This window comes from Trichormus variabilis 0441 (assembly GCF_009856605.1).
Classification (GTDB): domain Bacteria; phylum Cyanobacteriota; class Cyanobacteriia; order Cyanobacteriales; family Nostocaceae; genus Trichormus; species Trichormus variabilis.
On sequence record NZ_CP047242.1, the window covers coordinates 3,107,813 to 3,119,597 of the forward strand.

Below are 11,785 nucleotides of genomic sequence, written 5' to 3' on the forward strand. Positions count from 1 at the left end.
GGAAACTCAGGACTCAAGACTCAGCACTCATTACTTCTTCGTAGCAATGACAACTGTTTTAGCAATCGAAACTAGCTGTGATGAAACTGCCGTGGCAATTGTTAACAATCGTCAAGTTTGCAGCAGTATCATAGCTTCACAAATTCCAGTCCACCAGCAGTACGGTGGAGTGGTACCGGAGGTAGCCTCACGAGCGCACTTGGAAACGATAAATGACGCGATCGCTCAAGCGATGGATCAAGCTCAACTAGGTTGGGATAAAATCGATGGGATCGCTGCCACTTGTGCGCCTGGACTTGTAGGAGCGCTGTTAGTGGGGCTAACTGCTGCCAAAACTTTAGCAATCTTACACAATAAACCATTTTTGGGAGTTCACCACCTTGAAGGTCACATCTACGCGACTTATTTGAGTGAGCCAACTTTAGATCCCCCTTTTCTTAGCTTACTGGTTTCTGGGGGACATACAAGCTTAATTTACGTTAAGGAATGTGGCAGGTATGAAAGTCTGGGTGAAACTCGTGATGATGCTGCTGGGGAAGCTTTTGACAAAGTAGCTAGGCTATTAAAGCTGGGTTATCCTGGCGGCCCAGTCATTGATAAACTAGCGCAAACAGGTAATTCTCAAGCCTTTGCGTTGCCGGAAGGAAAAGTGTCCTTAGCTGGTGGGGGATATCATCCCTATGATGGCAGTTTTAGCGGCTTAAAGACGGCTGTACTGCGTTTAGTGCAGCAATTAGAGAGGGATGGAGATCCATTGCCTATAGAGGACATTTCCGCCAGCTTCCAGGCGACAGTAGCCAAGGCATTAACCAAGAGAGCGATCGCCTGTGCTTTAGACTATGGTCTAGATACCATTGCTGTAGGTGGTGGGGTAGCCGCTAACAGTGGTTTGAGACAGCACCTACAAGCAGCAGCCACCGCAAATAATCTCCGCGTCCTCTTTCCCCCCCTAAAATTCTGTACCGATAACGCCGCCATGATAGCCTGCGCTGCCGCCGATCACTTATCACGGGGTCATCTATCCCCCATCACCTTAGGCGTAGAGTCACGCCTCAGTCTTAGCCAAGTGATGAAGTTATATCAGTAAAGACGCGATTAATCGCGTCTTTACAATTATCAGAGACACGGTCTGTAAAATTGTCAGAGACTGTTGACCCATTACCCATGACCAATGACCAATGACTTAATATGACTAGCAACCGCATCTGGTTGTTCTAACATTGCCAAATGTCCACAATCAGGAATTTCAATCACGTTATCACCACAGTATTGGAAAAGTGGATGAAAACTCGCTAAGTGGCGAACATATTTGGGTTCCATCACCTTATCGTCAGTGCCAGCCAGGAAATAAACTGGCTGCTTTAACTGAGATACTAGCTTTGGTAATCGATTAACTTCATCCTCTGTTGTGGAATCTAGCAAAGCACCTAAAGCTGCTTCAGGGTCAGCTACAACAAAATCTATTACACGCTGACGCGCCCACTGGCGATCCAGGGGACGAGATACACTAGCTCTGGTGAATAATAAGTCAATTAGAGGCAATTGGGACAACCAACGCGGACGGACTTGTAAAAATCTTTGTCCTGCCATCCGGAACTGTTCAAACGCTTCTTTCAGGTAAATACCGCCACCTGCGTTAATACAAATGACACCCTTAATCCGTTGAGGAATTTGAGCAGCTGCCCATAGAGCGATAGTACCTCCCAACGAATGACCAACAAGCCAAGCACTGGTAATATTTAGCTGTTCCAACAGGGCTGCCAAATCTTGAGCATAAGCTGCTGGTGTATACAGAGAATCAAAAGATAAATTAATCTCTTGAAGAGACTGAGCAGATAAACTGGCAGAACTTGATCCCCGATGAAAATCAGTTTCTAGCTGTGACTGAGACTCTCCAAAGCCTCGTAAATCATAAGACAGACACTGAAAGTCAACTGACAAGCGAGAAGTCACAGGTTGCCAGTATCCACGGCTATTGAGCCAACCGTGAATAAATACTAAAGCATCTGGGTAGGATGTAGGAGCTGTCAGCTCGTAGGCGTGTGGAAAGCCTAAGATTTCAATAGTTGCCATATTTATATCGTAACCCTAAGGGTGGGCGCGACTGAAATAAGCAATTCAAAATTCAAAATGAAAATAGAGTTTAGGGCTTAGGAGATCAGTACGCTCTGTAGTCCCTAATCCCTAGTCCTTACTACTTACCATCATTTCCCCAACAACCTTTGGCGTACCCCTTCAGCAATTTTGTGTCCTAAATATTCAGGAATAAGGCTTTCATTTGGTCCCAACAAATAGAGAATTAGCCGAGTCCGTCCGCGCCAAACTAGTAAATTCGCATTAACTACTAGTAAATCTTCCTGCCAAATGGCGTACATAACTTTGTAAAATAATCCCGGTTGATTGTCAGCTTCAATCACCAAAGCAGGGAGATGAAAAACCGGATCAACATAGAATTCAGTCTGTACTTGTTCTAAACCCACATCTAGGTTGAATTCCACAGCCAACATCTCTTCTACCTCAAACCGCCCTCCCAAAGCCTCACGAATGGCGCGGCAAACGTTTTCTGCGGTTTTCTCTGTTAAGGCTTTACTGCCACGCGATACCAAAAGTTTGATAAAAACTAACATCGGGGGTCTAATTTGTCCATATAGACTCAGACCGTGAATAGTTAGTCCGTAAGCGGCTAGTACACCGAAAATATCACTGAGAAGAAATGACTGATTGCGGTAGGCAAAATGCAGCGCACTTTTACTACCTTCCGGCTTCAACTCAATTACGGCACGTTTGGTTTTATAGAGACGATAAGCTAGCCGCAAATTTTGCAGTTGAATCTCACTGCTTACAAATTGTTCATAGAACTGGGGAAACGCTCGATTAAAGCGTTTGAGAAGTTCCAGTGTCGAAGATTTTAAACCAGAAGCCATCGTAGTGTAAGACTCGCTTGCTTTTATCGCCTGGAGACTGGGGACTGGAAATCAGTGGTAAACCTAAGTAAATCGTAAATAAAATACTCAGTACTTAGTACTCAACACTGCCCAATACTCAATACCTAATCTCTTTTATATACAATTCACTCTTTAGATACTCTCGTTTTGAGGAATTTGTCCTAGCCTTTACAACAAAGTGCTAAAGTTGAAAATAATTGGTGTGAAAAACTCCGTAACGGGCTGTCACCATTGAAAGTCCCAAAGACTTCTCACAAAATTGAGTGTAAGGGCTAAACAATGGTACTTGCTTTGTCAGGTGTGAATCAACACTCTCGATAGTGGACACCAATTTAGTTATACTACCCGAACCGCGTTGGCATGGGTTTTTGGAAAACTTGGTTTAGTACTCCTGAATCTGCGACAAGTAGAACACAACCGCTTGAAGAACATACAGTAGACGCTACGGGCAACTCTAATCCGAAAAGCGACGCTTCGGCAGCTACAAGAAATGCGGAACGTATCGTTTTTAGCACCGAGCGAGATATTGATCTGTATGAACTCGAAGAACTTTGTGATGCTGTAGGTTGGTCACGTCGTCCCTTAAGGAAAGTAAAGAAAGCCATTGAGCATAGTTTTCTCGTAGCCACAATGTGGCAAGTGCGAGGAAACCAAAGGCGGCTGATTGGTTTTGCCCGTGCTACCTCAGATCACGCTTTTAATGCCACTATTTGGGATGTGGTAGTTCACCCAGATTTTCAAGGTAAAGGACTGGGTAAAGCTTTGATGAAGTATGTACTTAAAAAACTCAGGAGTGAAGAAATTAGTAATGTGACCCTTTTTGCTGATCCTCATGTTGTAGACTTCTACAGGACTATGGGTTTTATGCCAGATCCGGAAGGCATCAAAGGTATGTTTTGGTATCCTCATTAAATTTTTTCGGGAAAGAAACATAGCCAATATCTAAAAAATCAGCTATGATAGCTAAAGCTTGTGTGAATAAAGTGAAATCGGGATGTAGCGCAGCTTGGTAGCGCGCCTGCTTTGGGAGCAGGATGCCGCAGGTTCAAATCCTGTCATCCCGATTAGAATTACTGATAAGAAAAAACCATACCTCTGAAAACGAGGTATGGTTTTTTCTTATGATAAAAATCAGAACAATTAAAATTTACTATGCCACTACTCAATTAATATTTTCAAAATACTATTAATACCTGTATTTACACTGAAAATCTTAAATTAATCATTTTATAACTATCGCCTATTAAGAAAGAATTACAAAGAATTTTTTGTAAAATTAAAATCTAAAAACTAAATATATATGTATAAAATCGAGCAGCAAAGTAACTAGCAATAGGAGGAACGATTAGTGGTTAAAAGCGTCCTCATATTTGGATAAGGGCAATAAAATGACATTGACCGTATTTACCAAAGCGGGAAAGTTTTCTGCCCGGTGGCGGCTATATTTAACAGGCATCTACATGAATGTGTAGTAAATAGTTAAGCAAAACTGAGAAAAGTATAACTAAGAGTACGGTCAACAGGCAGCAACGATAAGACAACTATCCTTGAGAGTTGGAAAATCTAGTGCTTTAAGAGTAGATTAGGAGCATTTCACAACTACCACAACTTTTCTCATTTTCAAGAGATTGATATATAACTAAGACGGGTTGGTGGCGTGTAAATCCAACAATTTGTCTAACTCAACTGGAACACATTAAGACGAGGAATACTCATGAAAGCATTGGTTCGCTGGGGCGCAACACTAGGTTTAGTTGGAAGTACTTTACTCGGAACATTATCTTTAGGTAGCCTTCCAGCAGTAGCATTATCAGAACAACAAATCAAAGAAAAGTTGGATAGCGTACCTATTTATTTAGTTACAAATGAAAAAGGCTTACCATTAAGCCGTCCTTTACCAAACGCGCAAAACGGACAAAAGGCCGGTGGTTCAATCACTGGGGCTTATATGAGTCGGCAGGAAGCTCAGGCTTTTATTAACGAACTGCGCAACGCCAAAAATAAAGATCCCAAGATGCAGGAAATCGTTAAAAGCCTACAGGTGACCGCAGTGCCACTAGGGGTGATTTATCAACAGTTGCAACAAACAAAAAAAGACCCTAATCGCCTGTTATTTGCTTTTAAACCTGTAGACCAGGAAATTAAAGGGGCAATGGATTTATTGCGCCAAAGTGGTCAACAGGTAAATCAGTTTAAGAGTGTACCGATGTTTGCTGTGAGATTTGCGCCAGATCAGGGTTATGTGCCAATCAAAGTAGGTACTGGCAACGAACAAGTTGTCCCACTATTTTTGAGTAAACAGGATGCACAAGGCTTATTGGGGCAAGTCAAGCCAAAACATCCAAAGGCGGATATTCAAGTTCTAGACATAGACGGCGTGCTACAGACATTACAAGATAAGAATGATCCTTGGCTCAATCAAGTTGTATTAGTGCCATCTCCAGAATCGAGAGAATATATTAGGACTCTACCGAAAGACAAAGCGCCTAACACTCCTGCTGCTCCTAATCGTAACAATAATAATTCCCGACCGAATTCACGTTAGGCATGACAAATCGACAGGCAAATGTAGTTTCTGGTTTACAACTTTGGCAGTGGCGCATCAAAGCAAATCAAGCAGCGATCGCTCACAATATTCCCATAGTAGAAGTTGATTGGCTATTGCAGGAAATAGCTGGTTTAGACCGCTTGGCACTGCGTTTAGAGTCGTTTAAAGACTGCTCTGAAGTGCCGATGGGTTTATCTCTGGACAAGTTAGACCAACTTTGGCAAAGGCGATTAGGCGATCGCTTACCCGTACAGTACATCGCTGGAGTCACACCTTGGCGCAACTTCAGACTTACGGTGTCGAGTGCTGTTTTGATTCCCAGACCAGAAACTGAGTGCTTGATTGATTTAGCTGTAGCTGCTGTTGCGAACAGTGAATCGGCTTTGCAGTTACAGCAAGGACATTGGGTAGACTTGGGAACTGGTAGTGGGGCGATCGCTTTGGGGTTAGCTGATGCTTTCCCTGAAGCCACAATTCATGCTGTAGATTGCAGTTTAGAAGCTTTGGCGATCGCCCAGCAAAATGCCCAGAACACAGGTTTGGTTGATAGAATGCGGTTTTATCAGGGTCGCTGGTGGGAGCCTTTAACTTTGCTGAAAGGTCAATTTAGCGGTATGGTATCTAACCCTCCTTATATTCCCAGCGACATCGTGCCTACGCTACAACCAGAAGTAGTAAACCATGAACCACATTTAGCCTTAGATGGCGGTGCGGATGGCTTAGATGCCATCCGCCATCTAATAGAAGTTGCCCCCAGTTATTTACGACCTGAGGGTATATGGTTAATTGAAATGATGGCAGGTCAAGCGGAAGCGGTACAGGCTTTGTTGCTTCAACAGGGCAGTTATAGTAACATTCAAATCCATTCTGACTTAGCTGGTATTGAGCGTTTCGCTTTAGCTGAAATAGCAAGAGGGATGGTTTGACTATTGGCTGTGGACTATTGACAAAAAAGCCAGAAAATTAGTCACACTGCGTAAGTCCTATTCAAGACAAATTTTGTAGCTTTAGTTTTCCGTAGGGTATTTTGAATTGATTTAGGAGAAGAAAAAAAGTGAAACAGCATTAATTCAAGCCCCTGGATTTATCCGTGGGGTATTTAATTTTAAATTTTGAATTTTGAATTTTGAATTTTGAATTGGAGCGAAGCGACTTGACTAGTGTTTCATTAGCAGCATTAATCGCTGGTGTGCGTACTGGCGGTTTAGTTAGTTTCCCTACGGATACGGTACCGGCGCTGGCGACTCTACCAGAACAAGCAGGATTGATTTTTGCTGCTAAACAGCGCAGTCAGGACAAACCTTTAATTTTGATGGCTGCAAGTGCAGAAGATTTGTGGCCTTATGTAGAAGGTAGTGAGCAAGATCAGCAAATTTGGGAACAAGTAGTCAGTCAATATTGGCCGGGAGCGTTGACATTAGTATTACCAGCTAGTAAGCGCGTTCCCAAAGTGATGAATCCGATTGATCCAACAACTATTGGTATTCGTGTGCCTAAGAATGCGATCGCTCAAAAGATTTTGTCACAAACTGGACCTCTGGCCACTACTAGCGCTAATTTCTCAGGACAGCCGGCTTTACTAACAATGGCAGAGATTGATGCTCAGTTTCCCTCGGTGTTGACACTGGAATCAACAGCGTTAGAAATGGAGGGAATTGGCTTACCTTCTACTGTTGCCAAATGGACAGGGGAAAATTGGCAAATATTGCGGCAAGGAGCAGTCAGTTTAGGGGTGTAGGGGTGTGGGGTTTTAAACTTTTACACCCAGTCTCAAGCAATAAATGGGGTGCATAAGTCTTCAAGGAAACTGATTTTTATACTTTGTGGTCAATTTAACAAGTTAATAACTTTCTAATATGAATTGGAGCAACTGGGTATATCTAGGAGCAGGATTATTATTTGGGCTTGGCGTTCGTGGTTTATTTGCGCGGTCTACAAATAGCACTGCCAGCCAGTCTACAGTCACACCGGAGGAGCAAGAGTACACATTACAACTCCAGCAACAGCTCCAACAAACACAGCTAGCCTACGAAATGGCGCAAGAGATGAGCCAGTTTAAAGGGGGTTTCTTAGCGAGGACTACCCATGAATTGCGATCGCCTCTCAATGGTCTCATTGGTTTACATCAGTTAATTTTGTCTGATCTTTGTGAAGATCCAGCAGAGGAGCACGAATTTATTGCCCAAGCTCATGAGAGAGCTTTAAAACTGCTGCATCTCATGGATGAAATCCTCAATGTTGCCAAGGCAGAACACGGTAACAATAAGTTGGATATTCAGCCAAATTCTTTAGCCGAAATTTTACAAGAAGTATATAAATTAACTTATATGCTGGCGGTAGACCGCAATTTAAAATTGCAGATTTCACCTCCCGACCCAGAGATTTATGTTTTGGCAGATGCAAGATGGCTACGACAAGTCCTGTTAAACTTAGTGGACACTGCCATTGGTCAAATGCAGGAAGGAAGTATCTTTATTTCTGCAAAGCTTGCACCTGAAAGCAAAGATGTTTCTATTTGGTTAGATTTACCTAGTCATACTGTAGTTAAAAGTGAATCGATTGATTTACTTCAAATGACTGACGAATCTTCGCCGAAAGATAAACAGAACACTCGTCTTTCTCCGAGTATGAAGCTGTTACTTAATCAAAAACTGCTAACGGTGATGGGAGGAAAGTTAGAAATCCTCCCCTCTTCTGAATCTCACCCAGCAGAGCAATTAACTAGACTAGAATTGTCTATCCCCCTAGCGATTCCTGAAGCTGAACTTCTGTAGTAGCTAAAGAGCTAATTCGGGATTGGTTATATAGCACCATAGTAGTGCTGTTGTTAGCGTGGAAGCCGATTTTTTCGTAAAACTCCTGTCGGTTGGTAGTCATTAAATATACACGCTCTACCCACCTCATGCGGGGGTGAGCTAAGACAGTTTCGACTAATTTACTTCCTAAGCCATTACCTTGGTAGTCTGGATGGATGACAACATCCCAAATTGTGGCGCGATATATGCCATCGGAGGTTGCTCTAGCAAAACCAATTAGACGCTCTGCATCCCAAACGGAAATTACCGGGTCACTGTTGGCAATAGCTACACCTAAATCCTCAATACTGCGTCCTTTCGCCCAAAAAGCAGAAATATTAAATAGCTGTTGGAGTTGATAAAGGTCTACTTCAGACTGGCGATTACGAAACTGGATCTGAGGATAGCTCATGTATAGTTGCTCCGATAGGGCAGTATTTTTACTGTCTTTTAGTCCTATTTTGCAAGAAATTATTGTAAATGTGTATGTATATGCAACTATTTTCCAGTTGAGTGTTTAATGGGAAATCCACTTCCATAGAGGGTGTGTTGGCCCTTGCTGCCGGATATGAAACACTTGCTTTTCGAGGCGCTGCCTTTCCTCTTGTGGTATACCCAGCAAAATATTCCGACTCTGCCAAACTAAAATAGCCGCCGTCATCCCTATACACAAACCTAAACCCAAGGTAGACAGTGGATGGTAAAAAAGTCCATAACGCACTGCTACCCAAGTAAAATATTGTTGCCACAAAGCAATTTCTGCCCGTAGATTCCATAGGGAAACAGGTGCAACTGTTAGCCATAAACAGCCAACAAAACACCACCTACCATACACAGTTAACTGATGTAGTCTCCGTACTTGTTCAACTAAAGATGACTCGTTACCTTCTGTATGATTGCTAAAGCTTGGGGATTGTTCTGGTTCATCCATAGGCTACGGGGGATTGGGGATTGGGGATTGGGGACTGGGGATTGGGGATTGGGGATTGGGTAATGACTATTGTGTATCAGCTACCTCTGTGTTTGGTAATACTGTAGATGAACTGGTACGTTCACGCCACAGTGTTAGTAGGGTGCTGGCGATGAAGATACTGGAATAAGCTCCTGCTAAGAAGCCAAAAATTAGAGCTAGAGCAAAGTTTTTTAGGGTTTCGCCACCAAATAAATAGATTGCGAACAGTGGCAACATGGTAGTCAAGGTTGTGTTAATTGACCTTCCCAGGGTTTGGTTTACTGCATCATCGACTATATCAGCGATGGGGCGATTGGGTTCTAGTTTTAGGGTTTCTCGGATGCGATCGTATATTACTACTGTATCGTTGACGGAGAAACCAGTAATTGTCAGTAGAGCTACGATAAATAAGCTATCGACTTCAGTACCGAAAACTAAACCGAAAATTGAGAATATGCCTGCTGTGATTAAGACATCATGGAATAGGGCAATGATGGCAAATACGGCGTAGTCTAATTGGAAGCGGAAGTTTAAGTAAATGACGATGCCTGCAAAAGATACAATCAGGGCGATCATCCCAGAGGTAAATAATTCTCTCCCTAAGGTAGGCCCGACTGTATCAAACTGATTTTTCTGCTCGTCAAAAGACCCAATTTTTTCACTTAAGGCATTTTGTAAATTAGTCCGTTCCTCACGCTCTAAGGTTTTGGTGCGGATTGAGATGCCGTTTTCTGCGCCTGTTTCTCTATCAGTGACAATTTGAATACTGCTGTCACCTAAACCTTGGGCTTTGGCTACTTCCCGCACAACGTTAATATCAATCGGTTGGTCGCAGTTTCCTGGTTTGGTGCAGTCCCTTTCAAACTGTAATCTCGTACCACCGATAAAATCCAAACTTGGACGTAAGGGAGCGCGAATATCAGGGTTTTGCCAAGAGATCAACATTGAAATCAGACCAACCAGGGTGATGACACTAGAAAGAATCCACCAAAGCGATCGCGATTTATTTATACTTAGTTTCATTTAGCCACCTCAGTCTTATTCGATGCACTTGTTCCTGGTAGGTTGGGACAGAAGAGTTCTGGTTTACGCAAACTAGGAATACTGATTGCCAAAAACATGAAGGTGCGACTACAGGTAATGGCGCTAAACATACTCACGGCGACACCCAATGCCAAGGTTAAAGCAAAACCTTTGACTAGACCAGCCCCCAACCAGAATAAGGCAGCACAAGCAATGACTGTTGTCAGGTTACCATCTAAGATGCTGGAGAAAGCGCGGTAAAAGCCGGATTCTACAGAACGATACAAGGATTTACCAGCCTGTAGTTCTTCCCGTGTGCGCTCAAAAATTAGCACGTTGGCATCTACTGCCATGCCGATACTGAGAATGAAACCTGCGATGCCTGGTAAGGTCAAGGTTATACCTAACAGCGCGAAACTAGCCCAGGTTAAGATAGCGTAGATAACTAAGGCGATATCGGCAATTAATCCTGGCAGCCTGTAGTACACAACCATAAATATGAGTACTAAAGCCAAACCACCAAGTCCAGCATAGATACTGCTTTTGATGCTGTCTTGACCTAAGGTTGCGCCAACTGTGCGAATTTCGGCAATTTCTACTGGTACAGGCAAAGCACCACCACGTAACTGCACACCTAAATCATTGGCTTGTTGTGCTGTAAATCTACCCGTAATCACAGCCGAACCACCAGTAATCCCGGTAGAAGCAAACTCTATACCTACATTGGGAGCGCTTATCAGTTCGTTATCTAAAAAGATCCCAATGCTACGTCCAGTCCCGGCAAGATTTTTCGTCAGTTCGGCAAATAGTTCGCCGCCTTTTTGGTCAAAACGAATAGCCACATTCCAATTGCTACTACCTTGAGTTGGTTCACCATAGGCATCTTGCAAGTGTTTACCATCAAGGGGTGGATTGGTGCTTTCAAATAACTCAGCGATCGCTTGATTATTTTTTTGTAAATCTTCTAAATTTTTATTAACTGCGGCTTTATCGTTACTTTTTTTTAATTCTGCTTGTTTTGCTTGCAGTTCTAATCTTGATGCTTGAAATGCTAGTAGTTGGGTTTCAGTCCCTGGTTTTTGTTTACGGAATTCTAGTTGTGCTGTACCTCCCAGCACCCGTTCCGCTTGTTCTGGGTCGTTTACCCCTGGTAACTGTACAAGGATCTTATCTGCCCCTACAGTTTGAATTACGGGTTCAGAAACACCAAGACCATTAATTCGGCCTTCAACGACACTTTTGACCCCATTCAGTTCACGTTCGGTGATTTGCTTAATTTCGGCTGTTGGTTTCACCAGAATTGTGATCTGTGAGCCTCCCCGCAAATCTAGTCCCAAGGGTATGGGAATTGTGAAGATCACCGCAATGGCGGCGATTAATAAAACTACAATCAACGCTAATAGCGATCGCTGTCTCTGCATACCATATCTCGCAACTGACAAACGCTATAATAACGCTCTTTGAATCAGTTATGAGTTGCTTTTAGGGATTGGGTACTGGTGATTGGGGATCGGGTATTGGG

The 11,785-nt window shown here is 43.1% G+C and carries 12 protein-coding genes and 1 tRNA gene; 7 read left to right on the plus strand and 6 right to left on the minus strand.

The window, feature by feature from the left end; genetic code table 11:
• The first annotated feature begins 46 nt into the window (after positions 1-46).
• Positions 47-1,087 carry a tRNA (adenosine(37)-N6)-threonylcarbamoyltransferase complex transferase subunit TsaD gene (gene tsaD / locus GSQ19_RS12665; protein ID WP_011318301.1) on the plus strand — a complete coding sequence of 347 codons (1,041 nt, stop codon included), beginning with the start codon at positions 47-49 and terminating at the stop codon, positions 1,085-1,087.
• 71 nt (positions 1,088-1,158) lie between these two features.
• Here tsaD and GSQ19_RS12670 read toward each other — a convergent pair whose 3' ends face one another.
• Together GSQ19_RS12670 and GSQ19_RS12675 are read right to left on the minus strand one after the other, a co-directional pair.
• Entirely contained in the window at positions 1,159-2,073 is a 915-nt protein-coding gene (locus GSQ19_RS12670) for an alpha/beta fold hydrolase (protein ID WP_011318302.1), read from the minus strand.
• 131 nt (positions 2,074-2,204) lie between these two features.
• Positions 2,205-2,924, minus strand: coding sequence for a hypothetical protein (locus tag GSQ19_RS12675; RefSeq protein ID WP_011318303.1), 720 nt, complete (start codon positions 2,922-2,924; stop codon positions 2,205-2,207).
• Positions 2,925-3,305: 381 nt separating this feature from the next.
• Between GSQ19_RS12675 and GSQ19_RS12680 the strand changes: the two genes are divergently transcribed.
• The 6 genes from GSQ19_RS12680 to GSQ19_RS12705 all read left to right on the plus strand — a co-directional run bounded on the left by GSQ19_RS12680 (position 3,306) and on the right by GSQ19_RS12705 (position 8,267).
• The gene (locus GSQ19_RS12680) at positions 3,306-3,857 is read left to right on the plus strand and encodes a GNAT family N-acetyltransferase (protein WP_010994290.1); all 552 of its coding nucleotides are present in this window, start codon (positions 3,306-3,308) and stop codon (positions 3,855-3,857) included.
• 78 nt (positions 3,858-3,935) lie between these two features.
• Positions 3,936-4,009, plus strand: a tRNA-Pro gene (locus GSQ19_RS12685).
• A 650-nt stretch (positions 4,010-4,659) separates the two neighbouring features.
• Positions 4,660-5,490, plus strand: coding sequence for an outer membrane biogenesis protein Tic22 (gene tic22, locus GSQ19_RS12690; RefSeq protein WP_011318304.1), 831 nt, complete (start codon positions 4,660-4,662; stop codon positions 5,488-5,490).
• A gap of 2 nt (positions 5,491-5,492) precedes the next feature.
• Complete coding sequence (prmC, locus tag GSQ19_RS12695; RefSeq protein ID WP_011318305.1) at positions 5,493-6,419, plus strand: peptide chain release factor N(5)-glutamine methyltransferase; 927 nt, start codon at positions 5,493-5,495, stop codon at positions 6,417-6,419.
• 227 nt (positions 6,420-6,646) lie between these two features.
• The gene (locus GSQ19_RS12700; protein WP_011318306.1) at positions 6,647-7,231 is read left to right on the plus strand and encodes an L-threonylcarbamoyladenylate synthase; all 585 of its coding nucleotides are present in this window, start codon (positions 6,647-6,649) and stop codon (positions 7,229-7,231) included.
• A gap of 118 nt (positions 7,232-7,349) precedes the next feature.
• Complete coding sequence (locus GSQ19_RS12705) at positions 7,350-8,267, plus strand: sensor histidine kinase (protein WP_011318307.1); 918 nt, start codon at positions 7,350-7,352, stop codon at positions 8,265-8,267.
• Here GSQ19_RS12705 and GSQ19_RS12710 read toward each other — a convergent pair.
• From GSQ19_RS12710 to secD, 4 genes are all read right to left on the minus strand, one after another.
• Positions 8,230-8,700: a GNAT family N-acetyltransferase gene (locus GSQ19_RS12710; protein WP_011318308.1), complete on the minus strand. Its 471-nt coding sequence runs from the start codon at positions 8,698-8,700 to the stop codon at positions 8,230-8,232. The two genes, GSQ19_RS12705 and GSQ19_RS12710, sit on opposite strands and share 38 nt — an antisense overlap.
• Positions 8,701-8,805: 105 nt before the next feature.
• Positions 8,806-9,219: a hypothetical protein gene (locus GSQ19_RS12715; RefSeq protein ID WP_011318309.1), complete on the minus strand. Its 414-nt coding sequence runs from the start codon at positions 9,217-9,219 to the stop codon at positions 8,806-8,808.
• A gap of 66 nt (positions 9,220-9,285) precedes the next feature.
• Entirely contained in the window at positions 9,286-10,263 is a 978-nt protein-coding gene (gene secF / locus GSQ19_RS12720; protein WP_011318310.1) for a protein translocase subunit SecF, read from the minus strand.
• Positions 10,260-11,684 (minus strand): protein translocase subunit SecD, encoded by a 1,425-nt coding sequence (secD, locus tag GSQ19_RS12725; protein ID WP_011318311.1) that lies wholly within the window; start codon positions 11,682-11,684, stop codon positions 10,260-10,262. Before secD ends, secF begins: the two co-directional genes overlap by 4 nt.
• Between the last annotated feature and the right edge of the window lie 101 nt (positions 11,685-11,785).

Bases quoted from the DNA above. Each gene is read 5' to 3' on its own strand.
- tsaD (WP_011318301.1), top strand. From the start codon at position 47: ATGACAACTGTTTTAGCAATCGAAACTAGCTGTGATGAAACTGCCGTG.
- GSQ19_RS12670 (WP_011318302.1), bottom strand. From the start codon at position 2,073: ATGGCAACTATTGAAATCTTAGGCTTTCCACACGCCTACGAGCTGACA.
- GSQ19_RS12675 (WP_011318303.1), bottom strand. From the start codon at position 2,924: ATGGCTTCTGGTTTAAAATCTTCGACACTGGAACTTCTCAAACGCTTT.
- GSQ19_RS12680 (WP_010994290.1), top strand. From the start codon at position 3,306: ATGGGTTTTTGGAAAACTTGGTTTAGTACTCCTGAATCTGCGACAAGT.
- tic22 (WP_011318304.1), top strand. From the start codon at position 4,660: ATGAAAGCATTGGTTCGCTGGGGCGCAACACTAGGTTTAGTTGGAAGT.
- prmC (WP_011318305.1), top strand. From the start codon at position 5,493: ATGACAAATCGACAGGCAAATGTAGTTTCTGGTTTACAACTTTGGCAG.
- GSQ19_RS12705 (WP_011318307.1), top strand. From the start codon at position 7,350: ATGAATTGGAGCAACTGGGTATATCTAGGAGCAGGATTATTATTTGGG.
- GSQ19_RS12710 (WP_011318308.1), bottom strand. From the start codon at position 8,700: ATGAGCTATCCTCAGATCCAGTTTCGTAATCGCCAGTCTGAAGTAGAC.
- GSQ19_RS12715 (WP_011318309.1), bottom strand. From the start codon at position 9,219: ATGGATGAACCAGAACAATCCCCAAGCTTTAGCAATCATACAGAAGGT.
- secF (WP_011318310.1), bottom strand. From the start codon at position 10,263: ATGAAACTAAGTATAAATAAATCGCGATCGCTTTGGTGGATTCTTTCT.
- secD (WP_011318311.1), bottom strand. From the start codon at position 11,684: ATGCAGAGACAGCGATCGCTATTAGCGTTGATTGTAGTTTTATTAATC.